Origin of the sequence: Frigoribacterium sp. CFBP 13712, assembly GCF_014842255.1 — a bacterium.
GTDB lineage: Bacteria > Actinomycetota > Actinomycetes > Actinomycetales > Microbacteriaceae > Frigoribacterium.
In genome coordinates this window covers 37,346-56,564 of record NZ_JACYVH010000003.1, presented here as the reverse complement: position 1 = coordinate 56,564, position 19,219 = coordinate 37,346, and the positions used below count along the sequence as shown (strand labels likewise).

At 69.9% G+C, this 19,219-nt stretch carries 14 protein-coding genes; 6 read left to right on the top strand and 8 right to left on the bottom strand.

Annotation, left to right across the window (positions count from 1 at the left end):
- Positions 1-4: 4 nt before the first annotated feature.
- Positions 5-1,144, bottom strand: a complete 1,140-nt coding sequence (locus tag IFT51_RS06435; RefSeq protein ID WP_192060268.1) for an alkaline phosphatase family protein — start codon at positions 1,142-1,144, stop codon at positions 5-7.
- Between the two features lie 68 nt (positions 1,145-1,212).
- Here IFT51_RS06435 and IFT51_RS06430 point away from each other — a divergent pair, with 68 nt between their 5' ends.
- Complete coding sequence (locus IFT51_RS06430; RefSeq protein WP_192060267.1) at positions 1,213-3,777, top strand: DNA topoisomerase (ATP-hydrolyzing) subunit A; 2,565 nt, start codon at positions 1,213-1,215, stop codon at positions 3,775-3,777.
- A 147-nt stretch (positions 3,778-3,924) separates the two neighbouring features.
- Here the strand turns inward: IFT51_RS06430 and IFT51_RS06425 are convergent, their stop codons facing one another.
- Entirely contained in the window at positions 3,925-6,021 is a 2,097-nt protein-coding gene (locus IFT51_RS06425; protein WP_192060266.1) for a type IIA DNA topoisomerase subunit B, read from the bottom strand.
- 223 nt (positions 6,022-6,244) lie between these two features.
- On the opposite strand from IFT51_RS06425, the gene IFT51_RS06420 reads away from it, so the two are divergent.
- The gene (locus IFT51_RS06420) at positions 6,245-6,472 is read left to right on the top strand and encodes a hypothetical protein (protein ID WP_192060265.1); all 228 of its coding nucleotides are present in this window, start codon (positions 6,245-6,247) and stop codon (positions 6,470-6,472) included.
- Positions 6,473-6,550: 78 nt separating this feature from the next.
- Here the strand turns inward: IFT51_RS06420 and IFT51_RS06415 are convergent, their stop codons facing one another.
- The 5 genes from IFT51_RS06415 to IFT51_RS06395 form a co-directional block, all read right to left on the bottom strand.
- Positions 6,551-7,306, bottom strand: a complete 756-nt coding sequence (locus IFT51_RS06415; RefSeq protein WP_192060264.1) for a type 1 glutamine amidotransferase — start codon at positions 7,304-7,306, stop codon at positions 6,551-6,553.
- Positions 7,303-8,562, bottom strand: a complete 1,260-nt coding sequence (locus tag IFT51_RS06410) for a MurT ligase domain-containing protein (protein ID WP_192060263.1) — start codon at positions 8,560-8,562, stop codon at positions 7,303-7,305. The genes IFT51_RS06415 and IFT51_RS06410 overlap by 4 nt, the downstream gene beginning before the upstream one ends.
- Positions 8,563-8,566: 4 nt before the next feature.
- Positions 8,567-9,781 carry an RNA polymerase sigma factor gene (locus IFT51_RS06405; protein WP_192060262.1) on the bottom strand — a complete coding sequence of 405 codons (1,215 nt, stop codon included), beginning with the start codon at positions 9,779-9,781 and terminating at the stop codon, positions 8,567-8,569.
- Positions 9,782-10,029: 248 nt separating this feature from the next.
- Positions 10,030-11,370 carry a nitrate/nitrite transporter gene (locus tag IFT51_RS06400; RefSeq protein WP_192060261.1) on the bottom strand — a complete coding sequence of 447 codons (1,341 nt, stop codon included), beginning with the start codon at positions 11,368-11,370 and terminating at the stop codon, positions 10,030-10,032.
- Between the two features lie 83 nt (positions 11,371-11,453).
- Positions 11,454-12,371 (bottom strand): proteasome assembly chaperone family protein, encoded by a 918-nt coding sequence (locus IFT51_RS06395; RefSeq protein ID WP_192060260.1) that lies wholly within the window; start codon positions 12,369-12,371, stop codon positions 11,454-11,456.
- Between the two features lie 85 nt (positions 12,372-12,456).
- Here IFT51_RS06395 and IFT51_RS06390 point away from each other — a divergent pair, with 85 nt between their 5' ends.
- The 3 genes from IFT51_RS06390 (at position 12,457) to sucB (ending at position 17,019) form a co-directional block, all read left to right on the top strand.
- Positions 12,457-13,935, top strand: a complete 1,479-nt coding sequence (locus IFT51_RS06390) for a leucyl aminopeptidase (protein ID WP_192060259.1) — start codon at positions 12,457-12,459, stop codon at positions 13,933-13,935.
- 160 nt (positions 13,936-14,095) lie between these two features.
- Positions 14,096-15,469, top strand: coding sequence for a dihydrolipoyl dehydrogenase (gene lpdA / locus IFT51_RS06385; RefSeq protein ID WP_192060258.1), 1,374 nt, complete (start codon positions 14,096-14,098; stop codon positions 15,467-15,469).
- Positions 15,470-15,525: 56 nt separating this feature from the next.
- Entirely contained in the window at positions 15,526-17,019 is a 1,494-nt protein-coding gene (sucB, locus tag IFT51_RS06380) for a 2-oxoglutarate dehydrogenase, E2 component, dihydrolipoamide succinyltransferase (RefSeq protein WP_192060257.1), read from the top strand.
- Positions 17,020-17,030: 11 nt separating this feature from the next.
- On the opposite strand, the gene IFT51_RS06375 is transcribed toward sucB, so the two are convergent.
- The gene (locus IFT51_RS06375) at positions 17,031-18,368 is read right to left on the bottom strand and encodes a hypothetical protein (protein ID WP_192060256.1); all 1,338 of its coding nucleotides are present in this window, start codon (positions 18,366-18,368) and stop codon (positions 17,031-17,033) included.
- A 121-nt stretch (positions 18,369-18,489) separates the two neighbouring features.
- On the opposite strand from IFT51_RS06375, the gene IFT51_RS06370 reads away from it, so the two are divergent.
- Complete coding sequence (locus IFT51_RS06370; protein WP_192060255.1) at positions 18,490-19,209, top strand: DUF4191 domain-containing protein; 720 nt, start codon at positions 18,490-18,492, stop codon at positions 19,207-19,209.
- Positions 19,210-19,219: the final 10 nt, after the last annotated feature.

The following is a 19,219-nucleotide window of genomic DNA, read 5'->3' as shown; positions in this document are numbered from 1 at the left end:
GGCGTCAGCGCGCGTAGGCGCCGAATCGTCTGAGCGGGACCTGCGTCTCGTCCGTCGACCAGCTGCCGTGCTGCCCGATCATCGAGCCGGCCAGACCGCCGGTACCGCGCCCGTCGTAGTAGACGACGCCGCGACGCGCGGCGACGAGGATGTCGCCGATCCGGGGCAGCACCTCGGCGTCGACCGGTCCGAACCAGCCCGCCTCGACGGCCTCCTCGCGCGTGATCACCCAGGCCCGTTCGCCCTCCGCCTCGCGCCAGGCCGCGAGTGTGGCCGCTCGCCGGTCGTCCGTCACCTCGTCGCCGAAATGCAGCTGCAGGCAGCGCGGCTCGCCCGCCACGTGCCGCACACCGTCGACGAGCTCGGGTCTCCCGCCGAAGACGATGCGACGGCGTTCGCCGATGTCGAGCACCCCGTGGTCCGCCGTGACGAGCAGCCCGGTGTCGTGCCCGAGCCCGGCGTCGAGGCGGCGGATCTCGGCGTCCACCTGCTCGAGCGCCGTCGTCCACTCCGGCGACTCCCAGCCGGCGCGATGCGCGATCATGTCCAGCTCGGGGACGTACAGATACACCAGGGAGGCGCGGGTCGCCTGAGCGGCGTCGCGAGCCGCGTCGAATCGGTCGGCCATCGACTCCGCCGACAGATAGGTCGTGCCGGAGAGGATGGCCTCCGTCAGCCCGGATGTCGCGTAGCGCTTCGGGCCGACCGAGAAGCTCGTCACTCCCTCGTCGGCGGCTCGCTCGAAGACGGTGCTGCTGCGCTGCCAGGTGTCGGGCCGCATGCCGGCGTCCCAGCCCGAGAGCTGCTTCACGACGCGATCGCGGTCGCGGTCGAGCACCGAGTAGCCGACGAGCCCGTGCTCGCCGGGGAGGACCCCGGTGGCGAAGGTGGTGAGCGCGGCCGCCGTCGTCGTGGGGAAGCCCGACCAGATGCTGCCGCCCGGGGCGGAGGCGAGCGTGCGGGCGTGGCCCTTCCGAGCACCGAGCGAGGAGCTGCCGAGACCGTCGACGAGGAGGACCACGGCGGACCGCGCGGGGGGAAGAGCGAGCGGGTTCGCCGCGCCCGAGAGCGAGGCGACCGAAGAGGGGAGCACGTCGGCCAGGCTCACGGCGTGCGGGGGGCGCCCCGGTACGATGGACGTCATCGGCACCAGTCTGCCATAGCCGAACCATCCATCCGAGGTGCTTCGCGCCTCCTGCCCCCGAGAAGTGCATGACGACGACCGACACCCTCTCCACTCCCGACGACGGCGAACGCATCGAGGACATCGACGTCTCGCTCGAGATGCAGGGCTCGTTCCTCGAGTACGCGTACTCGGTCATCTACTCGCGGGCCCTGCCGGACGCCCGCGACGGGCTGAAGCCCGTCCAGCGGCGGATCCTCTACCAGATGTCGGAGATGGGGCTGCGTCCCGACCGCGGGCACGTCAAGAGCGCGCGCGTGGTGGGCGAGGTGATGGGCAAGCTGCACCCGCACGGCGACACCGCCATCTACGACGCCATGGTGCGCCAGGCCCAGCCGTTCACCATGCGGGTGCCCCTCATCGACGGGCACGGCAACTTCGGCTCGCTCGACGACGGGCCGGCCGCCCCCCGCTACACGGAGGCCCGACTCGCCGAGGCGTCGCTGGCGATGACGCAGGGGCTCGGCGAGGACGTCGTCGACTTCGTGCCCAACTACGACAACCAGCTGATGCAGCCCGAGGTGCTGCCCGCCGCGTTCCCGAACCTCCTCGTCAACGGCGCCAGCGGCATCGCCGTCGGCATGGCGACCAACATGGCCCCGCACAATCTCATCGAGGTCGTCGGGGCGGCTCGGCATCTGATCGACCACCCCTCCGCGAGTCTCGACGACCTCATGGCCTTCGTGCCCGGCCCCGATCTGCCGACGGGTGGCACCATCTCGGGGCTCGCCGGTGTGCGTGACGCCTACGCCACCGGCCGGGGGAGCTTCAAGACCCGCGCGAAGGTGTCGGTCGAGAGCATCACGGCCCGGAAGAACGGCCTCGTCGTCACCGAGCTGCCGTACCTCGTCGGGCCCGAGAAGGTGATCGAGAAGATCAAGGACGGCGTGCAGGCCAAGAAGCTGACCGGCATCACCGACGTCACCGATCTGACCGACCACAAGCACGGCCTGAGACTCGTGATCGGCATCAAGACCGGGTTCAGCCCGCAGGCCGTGCTCGAGCAGCTCTACCGCTACACGCCGCTCGAAGACGGCTTCAGCATCAACAACGTCGCCCTCGTCGAGGGGCAGCCGCGCACGCTCGGGCTGAAGGAGATGCTCGAGGTCTACGTCGCCCACCGCATCGACGTGGTGACCCGGCGCACGCGGTACCGGCTCGCGAAGAAGGAGGACCGCCTCCACCTGGTCGAGGGGCTGCTCGTCGCCATCGTCGACATCGACGAGGTGATCCAGGTCATCCGCAGCAGCGACGACACCGCCGCGGCCAGGGCTCGTCTGCGCGAGGTCTTCGACCTGAGCGAGATCCAGGCCGAGTACATCCTCGATCTGCAGCTGCGCCGCCTCACGAGGTTCAGCCGCATCGAGCTCGAGGCCGAGCGCGACGAACTGCTCGCCGCCATCGCCGACCTCAAGGCGCTGCTCGCCGACAAGCGCCGCCTGCGCGCCCTCGTCTCGAGCGAGCTGGGCGAGATCGCCGAGCAGTTCGGCACGCCCCGCCGCACCCTCCTGACCGAAGCCGCGCCCAGTGTGGCGACCGTGGGTCGAGGCAGTAAGAAGTCGCCCGTGCTCGAGATCGCGGACACCCCCACGAGGGTCTTCCTCTCGACGACGGGTCGCATCCTCCGCGTCGACCACCAGGACCCGGACTCGGGGCTGCCCACTCCCCCACCGCGTCGGACGAAGCACGACGCCGTCCTGTCGTCGATCGACACCACGAGTCGGACCGAGATCGGGGCGGTGACCACCCATGGTCGTCTGATCCGCTTCACCCCGGTCGACCTCCCGTCGGTTCCGCCGACCTCGGTGCAGCTCGGTGCGGGTGTGCCCGTCCGCGACTACATCGGACTGACCGATCGCACCGAACGGGTGCTCGCCCTCGTCTCCCTGACGGCCGACCGGCCCATCGCCCTCGGCACCGCACGAGGCGTGGTGAAGCGCGTGGCCCCGGGTCAGTACCCCTCCCGCCCCGATTTCCCGGTCATCGGTCTGAAGAAGGGCGACTCGGTCGTCGGAGTGGCGCAGGGCGGCGACGACGACGAGCTCGTCTTCGTCTCGTCGTCGACGCAGCTGTTGAGATTCCCGGCGTCGGCCGTCCGTCCGCAGGGCCCGGCGGGTGGTGGCGTGGCCGGGATCAACCTCCCCGAATCGTCGACCGTGCTGTTCTTCGGCGCCGTGCCCGCCGGGCACGAGGCGGTCGTCGTGACGGTGTCGACCAGCTCCTCCACCATCGCCGGCACGGACCCGGGGCGCGGCAAGACCAGCGCGTTCGACGAGTACCCCGGCAAGGGCAGGGCCACCGGCGGTGTCCGGTCGCACGCCCTGCTCAAGGGCGAGGACGGCCTCACCCTCGCCTGGGTCGGACCCGCGCCCGCTCGTGCCGTCGGTGCGGACGGCGCAGTCCGCGAGCTCCCGGCCGAGCTGTCGCGACGCGATGCGTCGGGCACGCCCCTCGCCGCGGAGATCGGCTCGATCGGGGCGTCCGTCGCGCACATCGCGGACTCCGCCACCGGCGCGGAGGCAGGCGCGGACGCGGGCGCGGACGCCGGTGACGACTCGGCGGCCGGCGCCGTCCAGTCGGCCCCCGCAGAGTGACGGCGGGCGAGCGGACCGCGTGGTCCGCTCGCCCGTCTCACGCGCCTGACCGCGCCGAGCCGCGCTGTGCCCGCCTCACGCGACGATCATGCGCCGCGGTGCCGAGGGGGCCGGCAAGCCGCCTGAGGCCTCCGTGCGCCCCCTGTCTCAGACGTCGATGCGGTCGCGGCTGATACCCGAGCCGTCGATGATGAACTCCTTGCGCGGAGCCACCTCGTTGCCCATCAGCAGCTCGAAGACCCGGGCGGCGTTCTCTGCGTCGTCGACCTTGACGCGGCGGAGCATGCGATGCTGCCGCTCCATCGTCGTCGTCCGCAGCTGCTCGGCATCCATCTCGCCGAGGCCCTTGTACCGCTGGATCGGGTCCTGGAACTTCTTGTTCGTCCGCTTCAGCCCGGCGAGCACGCCGTGCAGTTCCTTCTCGGAGTACGTGTAGATCGTCTCGTTCGGCTTGCTGCCGGGGTGCATGACCACGACGCGATGGAGGGGCGGCACAGCCGCGAAGACACGCCCGGCCTCGATCATCGGTCGCATATAGCGGAAGAACAGCGTCAACAGCAGAGTGCGGATGTGGGCGCCGTCGACATCGGCGTCGCTCATGATGATGACCTTGCCGTACCGGGCGGACGAGAGATCGAAGGAGCGCCCGGACCCCGCGCCGAGCACCTGGATGATGGAGGCGCACTCGAGATTCGAGAGCATGTCGCTGACCGAGGCCTTCTGCACGTTCAGGATCTTGCCCCGGATCGGCAGCAGCGCCTGGAACTCGCTGTTGCGGGCGACCTTGGCCGTGCCGAGCGCGGAGTCGCCCTCGACGATGAACAGCTCGCTGTTGGCGACGTCGTTCGACCGGCAGTCGACGAGTTTCGCGGGCAATGACGAGTTCTCGAGGGCGTTCTTGCGCCGCTGGGTCTCTTTGTGGGCGCGTGCCGCGATGCGTGACTTCATCTCGGCGACGACCTTGTCGAGCACGAGCGCCGTCTGCGTCTTGTCGTCGCGCTTCGTCGAAGCGAAGCGCTCGGCGAACTGCTGCGCGACGACGTTGGCCACGATGGCCCTCACGGCCGGCGTGCCGAGGATCTCCTTGGTCTGACCCTCGAACTGCGGTTCGGGGAGGCGGACCGTGAGCACGGCCGTGAGCCCTGCCAGCACGTCGTCCTTGTCGATCTTGTCGGTGCCGACCTTCAGCCGACGGGCGTTCTGCTCGACCTGCTGACGGAGGAACTTCAGCAGCCCCGCCTCGAACCCGGCCTGATGCGAACCGCCCTTGGGTGTCGAGATGATGTTCACGAAGCTCCGGAAGACCGTCTCGTAGCCGCTGCCCCAGCGGAGGGCGATGTCGACCTCGCACTCACGCGTGAGCTCGGTGGCGACCATGGCGCCGCCGTCGGTGAGGACCGGCACGGTCTCGGTGTACGAGCCGGTGCCCGTCATGCGCCAGGTGTCGGTGACCGGGGCGTCGGGGGCGAGGAACTCGACGTACTCGCTGATGCCGCCGTCGAAGCGGAAGGTGCTCTCGAGCGGGAACCCGCCGTCGGTGAGCGAGCCGGGGCGCTCGTCGCGGATGCGCAGGGTGAGTCCCGGGATGAGGAAGGCCGTCTGGCGGGCACGCGCCGTGAGGTCGTCGGGCTGGAAGGTCGCGCCGCGTGTGAAGATCTGCCGGTCGGCCCAGTACCTGATGCGCGTGCCTGTGACGCCTCGCTTGACCTTGCCGACCTCGCGCAGCACGCTGCCCGATACGAACGGCGTGAACGGCGCGTCGGGGGTGGGCTCGCCGGTGTCGTCGAAGGTGCCGGGCTCACCGCGCCGGAAGGACATGGCGTAGGTCTTGCCGTTCCGGTCGACCTCGACGTCGAGACGTTCGGAGAGCGCATTGACCACCGAGGCGCCGACGCCGTGCAGCCCGCCCGACGACCCGTAGGACCCCCCGCCGAACTTGCCGCCGGCGTGCAGCTTCGTGAACACGACCTCGACCCCGGTCAGGCCCGTCTTCGGCTCGATGTCGACGGGGATGCCGCGGGCGGTGTCACGGACCTCGACGCTGTCGTCGGCGTGCAGCAGGACGTCGATCGAGTCGCCGTGGCCCCCCAGGGCCTCGTCGACGGAGTTGTCGATGATCTCCCACAGGCAGTGCATAAGACCTCGGGAGTCGGTGCTGCCGATGTACATGCCCGGCCGCTTGCGCACGGCCTCGAGCCCCTCGAGGACGGACAGATGACGGGCCGAGTAGTCGGACGTGGCCAATGGGTGCTCCTGACGCGTTGCGGGCGACCACGAGCGGGGAATTCCGGAGGCGGTGGTCGCGTTCCATGGTAACGAGGGCCACCGACACGGAGACCCCGACACTCTCTCGTCGTCGAGCGTCTACGCGATGAGCGAAATCACCCCGAATGTCTCACCATCACTCCACAGCCGTGTTTTGATGAGGACACGTATCCACAGCACCACCGTCAGGAGGAGCACCCCTATGACTCAGATGGCCACCGACCAGACAGCCGTCGACGAGTTCGGCTCCCGCTACCAGTTGAGCGCAGCCGACCGCTGCGACAGCTGCGGAGCCCAGGCGTACATCCGTGCGACCCTGGCCACCGGTCAACTCTTCTTCTGCGCCCACCACGGCGCGAAGCTGAAAGACAAGCTGGAGCCGACCGCGATCGAGTGGCTCGACGAGAGCGCCAAGCTCTCCGAGCACTGACCGGACTCTCGGCGCCTCAAGGCGCCCTGTTCGACGAAGAAGCCCGCACCCTCCGAGAGGGTGCGGGCTTCTTCGCGGTCACATCGCCTTGAACGACCGTTCCAGGTTGTCGGCGATCACCCGTTGCGACGCGGCCGCGTACTGATCGAGCTTCTCGTGGGCCGGGGTGAGACCGTACGAGATGCCGCGACGCGAGAGCGCCGTCCGGAGGATCCGGTCCGTGAGACCGGGATTGAGGGGAAGCAGGGGGCCCTTCAGCTGCGTGCCGAACGACGTGCCCCGGACGACACCCTCGGCGCCGTCTGACCCGTTGCCGCCGCCGTGGACGACGGTCGCGAACGGACGCGAGCCCGCGCCGAGCTCGAGGTGGGCGGCGTGGTCCTCGAAGCCGAAGAGGGTGAGGTCGTCTCCCCCGTACTGGGTGGTGACCTGGAAGTAGTTCGTGCGTCGCGGTGCGCCGCGACGGACGAGCGCATCGAAGAACCCGACGCCTTCGACGGTGTCGCCCTCGACCGTGACGACGCCTCGTGTGAGGAGCTCCATGCCGCCGCCGACGGCGACGACCGGGACCCCCGACCGGGCGAAGCCCTCGAAGGCGTCGCGGAGTCGGACGGCGTCGACGCTCACTGAGCGGACGCCCGAGAGCGGACCGTGGCCCAGCACGACCACGTCGGCCACCGAGGGGACGTCGTCCCCGATGCGGTACTCGGTGACCTCCGAATCGATCCCGGCGCGTCGTGCACGTTCGACCAGGGTCGTCACGTTGCCACGATCACCGCTCACCCCGAGTTCTTCGGGGTAGACGTGGACGATTCTCAGGACGTCGTCGCTCACGCGCTCTTCTCCAGATCGGGGTGGCCGAGGATGCGGCGCGCGAGCATCATCTGCTCGTAGTTCGTCACGAAGTGCTTGGTGCGATCACCGGGCGACGGGAGAGCGCGCATGAGGCGGATGGCCTTCGAGATGTCCTCCTCGATGACGTGCACGGGGATCCCCTCGTGCTCGAGCCGGAGGGCCAGCTGCCAGGCTTTGGCGCCCGCGAGCACGTCGACGTGATCGAGGTGGGAGAAGTCGATGTCGTAGATCCACGAGATGTCGGGCGTGCCCTCGTCGATGGCGAGCATCACCTGCTCGACCCCCTGCGGAAGCGCGTCGAGGTTCATCTGCAGACTCGCTGCGTTCTTGAACATGATGAACTCGGCCTCGTCGGTGCCGAGCGACATGCGCTCACCCCGCCCGTAGGCCGGCTTCATGCCGTCGAAGGCGCGAGAGACGGCCACGGCGTCGACCGGCCCGCCCAGCACGACGGAGGCCGTCTGCAGAGCTGCCGCCGCGTCGACGGCGTAGTGCAGACCGCGGGCCGGCAGCTGCACGTCGACCGTGACGTCGCCGACCCGGATGGTCGCACCCGCGCCGTCGAGAGTCAGGACCTCGGCTTGCGCGTCGAGCGAGTCGTCGGCCCGCCTGGTGAAGTCGTTGGCGTTCTGGAGCCCGTTGGGCGATGCCGCGACGACCGCCGGTGCGGCGCCGAAACGCGTGACCGACTGACCGGGACGGGCCGTGTACGGCCCGAGGTGCTGGTCGTCGCGGTTGGTGATCACCGACGACGTCGCCAGGGCGGCTGTGTCGGTCATCATCGTGCCGACGCGCTCCGTCTCGAAGAAGCGGTACAGCTGGTCGACCTGCACGTTCAGCATGAGCACGGTCGAGGGGTTCAGGGACTTCGTCAGTTCGACGGCGAAGGCCTCGTCGACCTCGATCACGCCGATGTCGTGCTTCACGTCGCCGAACGGCGTGACCTCACGGAGGAACGCCGACGCGATCCCCTGCGGCAGGTTGGCGCCGGTGGGGTTCGTGAACACCGTGAGACCGTGAGCCCGCAGCGTCTCGGTCAGCATCATCGTCGTCGTCGACTTGCCGTTCGAACCGAGGACGAAGACGACCCCGCGCTCGAACTGCGACGAGACATGGGTGAGGAAGTCGGGGGCGAGGGCGAGGACCGTGCGCCCCGGATAGGCGGATCCCCCGCCTCGGAGGCGCGCGAGGGCGCGGACGATCCGGCCCGCCAGGACGGGGACGACGTACTTCATGTCTCTACTCGAGGTAGTCGCGGAGCGACTGCGATCGGGACGGGTGGCGCAGCTTGGCCATCGTCTTGGACTCGATCTGGCGGATGCGCTCGCGCGTCACGCCGAAGGTGTCGCCGATCTGATCGAGCGTCTTGGGCATGCCGTCACCCAGGCCGAAGCGCATCCGGATGACGCCCGCCTCACGCTCGGAGAGGCTGTCGAGCAGCGACTCGAGCTGCTTCTGCAGCATCGTGAAGCCCACGGCGTCGGCCGGGACGACAGCCTCCGTGTCTTCGATGAGGTCGCCGAACTCGCTGTCGCCGTCTTCACCGAGAGGAGTGTGCAGCGAGATCGGCTCGCGCCCGTACTTCTGGACCTCGACGACCTTCTCGGGGGTCATGTCGAGCTCGCGCGAGAGCTCTTCGGGCGTGGGCTCGCGACCGAGATCCTGCAGCATCTGACGCTGCACGCGGGCGAGCTTGTTGATGACCTCGACCATGTGCACGGGGATGCGGATGGTGCGGGCCTGGTCGGCCATGGCCCGGGTGATGGCCTGACGGATCCACCAGGTGGCGTAGGTCGAGAACTTGAATCCCTTGGTGTAGTCGAACTTCTCGACGGCGCGGATCAGACCGAGGTTGCCCTCTTGGATCAGGTCGAGGAACTGCATCCCACGGCCCGTGTAGCGCTTGGCGAGGCTGACCACGAGGCGGAGGTTGGCACCGAGCAGGTGGCTCTTCGCACGCTGTCCGTCGCGCGCGACCCAGCGGAGTTCGCGCTCGAGCTCTTTGCTCAAACCGGAGCTGGCCGCCAGCTTGTCTTCGGCGAACAGACCGGCTTCGATCCGCATCGCCAGCTCCACCTCTTCGGCGGCGTTCAGAAGGGCGACCTTGCCGATCTGCTTCAGGTAGTCCTTGACCGGGTCGGCCGTGGCGCCCGTGATGGTCGTCGAGTAGACCGGCATCTCGTCGTCGTCGTCTTGAGAGATGACGAGTGCGCCCTTGGGCAGGATCTCGGGGGCCTTGTCGGTCGCGTCGGCGTCCGTCTCGGCGGGGGCCTCCTGCGACTCGGCGTCGTCGTCGGCCGGAGCCTCGTCGGCGGCCTTGGCAGCCTTGGGGGCGGCCTTCTTCGCCGGAGCGCGCTTCGCGGGCGCCTTCTTCGCGGGGACGTCGGCCGCGACCTTCGTCTCGTCGGTCACGGACTCGTCTGAGGCCGTGGTCGCCTTGCTGCGGGTAGCCATGCGAACACCTTTCACATCTCTATTGCTCGGGTCCGGGTGCGACCAGCGTGATCGGTGGGACCGTGCTCGTCGGACCTCGACCGGCAAACGGATGGCGTCGGTCGATTTCGGGCAGTACTAGGACCCATGTCAAGTCTCGTGCCGGAAGTCGATCGCGACAGCGACGACGGGGTGAACGAGAAACGAACGGGTCCGTGATCCATTATTACACGCCCCGCGCCCACGGCCCGACACCGCGGAGGCGGCTCTCAGCCCCGTGGCCCGCGCCGCATCCGCCAGCGCCGGAGAGCCGCGACCCAGATGGGCGCGACCTCGATGCCCTCCTCGTGTCGCAGGCCCCGGCGGGTCCGACGTCGCTCGACGACGAGGCAGGCGACGCCCGTCCCGACGACGAGGTACTGGACGAGGAACGCGATCCGGAACGACTCGAACGCGAAGATGTCGCTCGGGGCCCCGGAGGCGACGCGGGCGGAGTCGAGCTGATCGAGCACCACGCCGATGAGGAACATCATGACGAAGCTCGCCAGGAAACCTCCGACGTTGACGATGCCGTTGGCGACGCCGAGACTGCGCAGGGGGTTGAAGGTCCGTGCGAAGTCGAAGCCGATGATCGACCCCGGTCCGCCCACGCCCAGGACGACGACGAGCACGACGGCGAGCCAGGGAGGCGGGGTCCCGGGCCAGGCCAGCACGAGGGTCCAGACGGCGGCCATGGCGAACACGATGCCGAGCACGAGGTTCGAGCGCCGGAGGGGGAACCGGGCGACGAGCAGGCCGAGGATGGGGCCGGCGACGACACCCGAGGCGACGAGGACGGCGAGCAGACCGGACGCCTCGCCCGAGCTCAGCCCCAGGCCCCCGACCAGGAACGGCACGCCCCAGAGCAGGCTGAAGACCGTACCGGAGGACTGCGTGACGAAGTGCGACCAGAATCCGAGACGGGTCCCCGGGCGGCGGGCGCTCTCGACCAGCTGACGCCCGGCGGATCGCCAGGTCGTGGTCGTAGAGCGCGGGATCACGCCCTCGGGCGCCTCGGACACGAGTATGACCACGACGGCGACCGCGATGACGGAGAGCGCCGCGGCGCTGATGAAGGCCGGCGACCATCCCACGCCGTGCAGCACGATCGACAGCGGCACGGCCGAGAGGATCTGACCGAACTGACCGATGTTCCCCGTCCACTGCGACACCTGCGGCAGGATCGGCCCCCGGAACCACGACGGCAGCAACCGCATCACCGAGATGAAGGTCATCGCGTCGCCCGCGCCCACGAGCATGCGGCCGACGATCGCGAAGCCGATCGTCGGGGGTGAGACGGCGACCACGAGCTGTCCGACGCCGAGCAGCACCCCTCCGGTGACGATCAGCGCCTTCGGTCCGACCCGATCGAGCATGACGCCCACCGGGATCTGCAGACCGGCGTAGACCACCAGCTGGACGACGGCCAGGGTCGAGAGGGTCGATGCGGAGACGTCGAAGAGCTGGCGGGCCTCGACGCCCGACACCCCGAGGGACGATCGCTGCATCACCGCGACGATGTAGGCGAAGACGGCCGCGCCCCAGACGAGCCAGGCGCGCTTCGAGTTCACCCGACGAATCTACCCGAGCGACGAGCGCATCCGCCGCCGACCACGCGTGCCCGTGGACGGGACGACGGCCGAGGAGGCGCGGGTCAGGCGGACGTGTCGCCGTCGGTCCGTCGCGCCAGGAACTTCTCGAGCTCGGCCGCCAGCGCGTCGGCCGTCGGCACCTTGCCGTCCTGGTCGGTGAGCGGCGACGGCAGGGGGTTGCCCTCCATGTACGTGTCGTGGCGCTCTTCGAGGGTCGCGACGAGTCTCGACAGCTCGGTGTTGCCGTGCACCTGCTCCTCCACCTTGACGAGGAACTCGCGCCCCTCCTCGCGGAGACGGTCGGTGGGGAAGATGAGCCCGGTGGCCGCGCTGATGCTCGACAGCGCGGCGACCGCCGCGTCGGGGAACTCCGTGTCGGCGAGGTAGTGCGGCACGAGGAGGACGAACCCGGCCGTGGGGTGACCGTCCTGGCCGAGACGGTGCTCGATGAGGTGGAGAGCGTTGGCCGGCGCCTGCGTGACGGGCTTCCACACCGAGAGCGACTCGATGAGGTCCGCGCGGTTGCCGCTGACCGTGACGCCGATCGGCCTGGTGTGAGGCACGGGCATCGGGATGGAGTGGACCCAGGTCGTCGTCGAGACCCGGTAGCGCTCCACGAGCTGGACGACGGCCGCCGTGAAGCGGTTCCACTGGAAGTCGGGCTCGAAGCCCGACAGGAGGAGGAACGGCTGACCGATGTCGTCGCTCATCAGGTGCAGGGACAGACGGGCGACCGAGACCTCGCTCACGTGGTCCTGGTCGAAGGTGAAGACCGGACGACGCGCCCGGTAGTCGAGGAGCTCGTCGGTGTCGAACGACGCGACCAGCGTGCTGTCGAGAGTGTCGATCATGTACTCGGCGAGTTGACTCACCGCCGAGCCGGCGTCGGCGAAACCGGTCAGGCCCGCGACGAGGGGCAGCCCGTCGGGGACGTTCGGGGCGTCGATCGAGAGGTCGTAGAGTCCGGCGGGGTCGTGCATGTCGACAAGCCTAGATACCGGCGAGGTGCTCCGCAGGCCGTCGCCACGTGCCGAGAGCGAACAGAGCCGTGGCTACCATCGAGGCATGACCGTTTCGACTCTGACCACCAGCACGACCACCCCCGCCGAGATCGAGGGGGACGTCCTCGTCGTCGGCGTCCGCAAGACCTCGTCGGGCCCGGAGCTCACCACTCCGGTCGAAGGCCTGGCCGACGTCCTCTCCGCCGTCGGCGTGACCGGGGCGCGCGACGAGCTGGTCCGGCTGCCCGGCACGGCCGTGCGCGCCTCCGGAATCGCACTGATCGGACTCGGCGACACCGTCGACGCCGAATCGCTGCGCTACGCGGCCGGATCGGCCGTCCGTCAGCTGACGGGCGTCGACCGCGTCGTGATCGCCCTCCCCGTGACCGGCACCCAGGAGGCGCTGGCCGCGCTGGAGGGAGCCGCCATCGCCTCGTACGAATTCGACGCGTTCCGCTCCACGACCGCGTCGGACTCCCGTCGACACGCACACGACATCGTGCTCGCCACCGACGTGCCGGTCGATCCGGCGACCGCCGAGCGGGCCCGCATCGTCGCGACCGCCGTGCACACGGTCCGTGACCTCTCGAACACTCCCCCGCAGCAGATGTTCCCCCAGGCGCTCGCCGACAAGGCCGTCTCGCTGGCCGAGGGCACCGCCCTCGAGGTCACCGTGCTCGCCGAGGACGAACTGCTGGCGGGCGGCTTCGGAGGCATCCTCGGCGTCGGCCAGGGCTCGAGCCGGGGCCCGCGCCTGGTCAAGGTCGAATACCGCCCCGAGGGGGCGACGAAGCACCTGGCCCTGGTCGGCAAGGGCATCACGTACGACACCGGCGGGCTCTCGCTGAAGCCCGCAGCCTCGATGCTCGGCATGAAGGACGACATGACGGGTGCGGCCACCGTGCTCGCCGTCACCGTCGCGGCCGCCGAGCTGGCGCTGCCCGTGCGTCTGACCGCCTGGCTGTGCGTCGCCGAGAACATGCCGAGCGGCACGGCGATCCGGCCCGACGACGTCCTGACCATCAAGGGCGGCACCACCGTCGAGGTGACGAACACCGACGCGGAGGGCCGCCTGGTCATGGCCGACGGTCTCGTCGCGGCCAGCGAGGAGCAGCCGGACGCGATCGTCGACGTGGCGACCCTGACCGGCGCCCAGGTGGTCGCACTCGGGATGCGCACCGTCGGAGTCATGGGCAACGACGCGCTGGCCTCCCGCGTGGTCGAGCTGGCGGACTCGATCGGCGAGACGTTCTGGCGCATGCCCCTGCCCGGCGAGCTCAAGGCGCGCCTGGCGTCCGACGTGGCGGACCTCGTGAATGCGACCCCCGGCAACACCGCCGCGGGGATGCTGCTCGCCGGGGTGTTCCTGAACGAGTTCGTGGGGAAGAAGGACGGCGCCGACACCGCACTCCCGTGGGTCCACCTCGACATCGCCGGCCCGTCGAACAACAAGGCCGGCGGCTACGGCTACACCGGCAAGGGCTCTACCGGCGTTTCCGTGAGAACCCTGCTAGAGCTGGCCTCCGACTTTTCGGCCGCGTAGTAGGGTCGACGAGGCGGGAGAATCCCGTCGAGAACGGTCCCTGAACGCCGGTCCGCCTCCACGACACGTCGGAGGCGAAGCGGGCGACGTGTCGTCGTCACCACGACGGCGCCTCCCCACCCGGCGCGGGGTACCTCCGAACGCACGAGGGAGTTGCTGGGTGTCGGAACAGAATTTTGACCTGGTGGTGCTCGGTGGCGGGAGCGGCGGATACGCCGCGGCGCTGCGGGCGACCGAGCTGGGGCTGAGCGTCGCGCTGGTCGAGAAGGACAAGGTCGGCGGGACCTGCCTCCACCGGGGATGCATCCCCACCAAGGCGCTCCTGCACTCGGCCGAGGTGGCCGACGTCTCGCGCGAGTCGGCCAAGTACGGCGTGCACACCGACTTCCACGGGATCGACATCCCGGCCGTGACGACCTACCGCGAGGGTGTCGTCGCCAGCAAGTACAAGGGTCTCCAGGGTCTGCTGAAGGCGCGCAAGATCACGACCGTCGAGGGCGAGGGTCGACTCACGTCGCCGTCGACCGTCCAGGTCGGCGACACGACCCTGAAGGCGAAGAACATCGTCCTCGCCACCGGTTCGTACTCGCGCAGCCTCCCCGGGCTCGACATCGGAGGGAAGGTCATCACGAGCGAGCAGGCTCTCTCCCTCGACCACGTCCCGAACAAGGTCGCCATCCTGGGCGGCGGCGTGATCGGCGTCGAGTTCGCCAGCGTCTGGAAGTCCTTCGGCGCCGAGGTGACCATCATCGAGGCGCTCCCCCACCTCGTCCCCAACGAGGAGGAATCGATCAGCAAGCAGTTCGAGCGCGCGTTCCGCAAACGCGGCATCGAATTCTCGCTCGGTGTGCGATTCCAGGGAGTCACCCAGAACGACGACGGTGTCGTCGTGACGCTGGAGGACGGCAAGACGTTCGACGCCGACCTCCTGCTGGTCGCGGTGGGTCGCGGCCCCTCGACTGCTGGTCTCGGCTTCGAGGAGGCCGGAGTGACGGTCGACCGCGGCTTCGTCATCACGAACGAGCGCCTCGCCACCTCGGTGCCCGGCGTCTACGCCGTGGGCGACATCGTCCCCGGACTCCAGCTCGCGCACCGGAGCTTCCAGCACGGCATCTTCGTCGCCGAGGAGATCGCGGGCCTGAAGCCCGTCGTGATCGAGGACGTCAACATCCCCAAGGTCACGTACTCCGACCCCGAGGTCGCCTCAGTCGGTCTCACCGAGGCGAAGGCCTCGGAGAAGCACGGCTCCGACAAGATCACCAGCTACGACTACAACCTCGCCGGCAACGGCAAGAGCCACATCATCGGCACTGCGGGTTCGGTCAAGGTCGTCCGCGTCGTCGACGGGCCCGTGGTCGGCGTCCACATGATCGGCGCCCGCGTGGGCGAGCTGATCGGCGAGGCTCAGCTGGCCGTCAACTGGGAGGCCTACCCCGAGGACGTCGCGCCCCTGATCCACGCGCACCCGACGCAGAACGAAGCTCTCGGTGAGGCGATGCTGGCTCTGGCCGGCAAGCCGCTTCACGCGATGTAGCACCCACCGCACTTACACACACAAAGACACGCAATGTCGTCAAAGGAGTTCCACAGATGAGCGAATCCGTCAACCTCCCGGCACTCGGTGAGAGCGTCACCGAGGGCACGGTCACCCGCTGGCTCAAGAATGTCGGTGACCGCGTCGAGGTCGACGAGCCGCTGCTCGAGGTCTCGACCGACAAGGTCGACACCGAGATCCCGTCGCCCGTGGCCGGTGTGATCGAAGAGATCCTCGTGCCGGAAGACGAGACCGTCGAGGTCGGCACGGCACTCGTCCGCATCGGCGACGGCTCGTCCGACGCACCGGCCGAGGACGCCGGCGAGTCGAGCGACGACGCCGAGCAGTCCGACGAGCCCGAAGCCGCCGCCGAAGATGGCGACGACGCCGGGGACGCCGAGCTGCCCTCGTCCGCTGCTCCGGCACCCGGCGAGGAGGCCGAGGCTTCGGCCCCCGAGCCCGCTCCCGCCGTCGACCCGGCCCCGGCGGCTCCTCAGGCTGCGGCACCGCAGGCCGCTCCGGCCGTCCCCGCCGCAGCGCCGTCGGCTCCCGCCGCGCCGGCCGCAGCCGCGCCGGCCGCTGCTGCTCCCGCTGCCGCGGCACCCGCCGCCGCCCCGTCGTCGGACTCCGGTTCGACCGCGGGCTACGTCACGCCTCTGGTCCGCAAGCTCGCGAACGAGAAGGGCGTCGACCTGTCGTCCCTCTCGGGCAGCGGTGTCGGCGGGCGCATCCGCAAGGAGGACGTCCTCTCAGCCGCTGAGGCCGCGTCCGCGAAGACCGCCGAGTCGAGCACGGCGTCGACGAGCGCAGCGCCGGCGCCCCTCGAGATCTCGCCCCTCCGTGGAACGACCGTCCCGATGACGCGACTCCGCAAGGTCGTCGCCGAGCGCGCCGTGCAGTCGATGCAGGCCATGGCCCAGCTGACCAGCGTCGTCGAGGTCGACGTCACCAAGGTGGCGTCGTTCCGCGACGCGAACAAGGCCGCCTTCCTGGAGAAGACCGGCAACAAGCTGTCCTTCCTGCCGTTCTTCACCCTCGCGGCGGCGGAGGCCCTCCAGGCTCACCCGAAGCTCAACGCGACGGTGGACGGTGACTCGATCGTCTACCCCGACCACGAGAACATCAGCATGGCGGTCGACACCGAACGGGGTCTCCTGACTCCGGTCATCAAGAACGCCGCCGATCTCGACCTGGCCGGCATCGCCGCCCAGATCGCCGATCTCGCGCAGCGGACCCGCGACAACAAGCTGAAGCCCGACGAGCTGGCCGGTGGCACCTTCACCGTGACGAACACGGGTTCGCGGGGCGCGCTGTTCGACACGCCGGTGGTGTTCCTGCCTCAGGTCGCCATCCTCGGTACAGGCATCGTCGTCAAGCGCCCCGTGGTCGTCAAGACCGACGGTGGCGAGGCGATCGCCGTCCGCTCGATGGTGTACCTGGCCCTGTCGTACGACCACCGCATCGTCGACGGTGCCGACGCTGCGCGATTCCTGGTCGCCGTCAAGGACCGCCTCGAGGCCGGCGACTTCACCGCGAAGCTCGGCATCTGATCCGCAGCCCGTCACTGACGGGCGATGATCTCGCGAAGCCGCCAACCGGCCTCGGTCCTCACCACGAGGACCGAGGCCGGTTCGTCGTCCGCGGTGTGAGCTTCGAACAGCACGCTCTCGCCGAGACGCTGGGTCTCCGGGCCCAGGCGGGTCGGCAGGAGTGCCTGGGCGGTGGCGGCGGGGTCGTCGACCAGGGCGGAATCCGACCGGGCGAGGGGTGACCCGTGGTGGTCGACCGCGGCGATGCAGGAGGGGGTGGGGTCTCTCAGGCACTCGACCCGTGCCTCCAGCAGGACGGCCGTCGCGGCTGCTGCGTCGTCACCTCGCAGCACGGCCTCCTCGGCGGAGGGCGTGGCGGTCGGCGACATGCCCGGCGGCGGCCCTCCCGACGCATCCGCCCACAGCGGGGACGTCGACGGGCGGGGAAGCCCGTCGGCGTCCGTCGCGGCATCCTCCCTCGGAGAGAGGAGGGACGCCCCCACGAGAGACAGGACGAGCACGCCGGCCACGACCCAGAAGCGTGGGCGGACGACTCGGAGTCGATCCCGCAGCGGAGCCCGCGGTCGATCGTGCCACCACGCGAGGGCCCGGTCGATCAGGGCGCTCTCGGGCAGCACGGCCAGCCAGGCGGGTGTCTCGCGGGGCGCCGCCCGCAGGGTCGCCGTCGACTGCTCCCCCACCGCACCGACCGATGGGGTGAGGAACACCGTCGGCAACGGCCGGGGCTCGCCGAGGTCATGAGCCCACTCGAGCAGCTCGTCGGGAGTGGTCGGCGGCACGCCCCGGCACGAGTCGTCGTCGAGGCGGTCGACGACCAGCGACCAGAGATCGGCCACCCCGGGATGGCCGGCGAGAGCCGCGGTCGAGAGCGTGCCGGAGAGGGAATCCGGCGGCGCGGTCGAGACCGCGACGTCGCCGGAGCTCAGACCGATGATGACCGGTGCACCGCGATCGTCGATGCCGATGTCGTGAGGCGGCAGCCCCGCGGGGACCACGCCCCGAGCGGCCAGGTGCCCGAGGGCGGAGGCCAGGGGCACGACGAGGGTGACGGCCTCGCCGCGCGCGAGCGTGCCGCGGCCCGCGAGCCAGGCGTCCAGTCTGATCGACGGGACACCCCGGGTCACCACGACCGGTCGGCCGTCGAGGTGGAAGACGTCGAGCACCTCGACCACATGGGGGTGGTCGGCGCAGCACAGGGCCGCTGCCTCGACGAGGGCCTCACGGGTCGAGGAGGGGGAGGCGCGGAGCAGCACGGGCTCGCCCGACGACCACGTCGAGGTCCACCACCGGAACGGCGGAGGCCCGTCGACGGGCTCGGCCTCGTAGGGCCCGACACGGGTGCTCGACATGACTCGAGAGTCGTGCACGCCGGCACGGGGACGGCGGAGCCGGCGGCCGTCTGGGGACGCGTTCGCGGACGGCGGTCTCGGGGAGGACTCGTGACGGCGGGCGAACCCGTATCCTGTGAGCATGGCACGTAAGTCTCCGGAGAACACGACCCCGAAACCGCCCAAGGAACCGGGCCGTTTCAAGCAGATGTGGCAGGTCTTCCAGATGACCCGCCGGATCGACAAGACGGCGCTGCCGCTGATGCTGGCGGTGCTGATCGTCCCGATCCTGCTCGGTGTGGCCGCGGGCATCCTGCTCTCCGAGGGGAACGTCCTCGCGCTCGTCCTCTACATCGTGGTCGGCGTCATGCTCGGCATCCTGCTGCTGCTGCTCGTGCTCGGTCGTCGTGCGGAGCGCGCGGCCTACTCGCAGATCGAGGGTCAGCCCGGCGCCGTGGGCGCGGTCATGAAGAGCGGACTCCGACGCGCCTGGCGTGCCAACGAGATGCCCGTCGCCGTCCAGGGCCGGAGCCAGGCCGCGGTCTACCGCGCGGTCGGCAAGCCGGGCGTCGTGCTCATCGCCGAGGGCGCGGCCGGCCAGACGAAGCGCCTGGTCGACGAGGAGCGTCGCAAGGTCGCCCGGGTCCTCCCCAACGTCCCGATCACGGTCCTCCACGTGGGCCCCGACTCGGACGCCGTGCCGCTGCACAAGCTGGCCGGTCGGATGAACAAGCTGAAGAAGGCCATCAACCGCAACGAGGTCCTGGCGGTGGGCAACCGCCTGCAGTCGCTCGGTCAGAACGGCCTGCCCATCCCCAAGGGCGTCGACCCGTTCAAGGCCCGCGCCGGTCGACCGCGCTGACCCGCGCCTC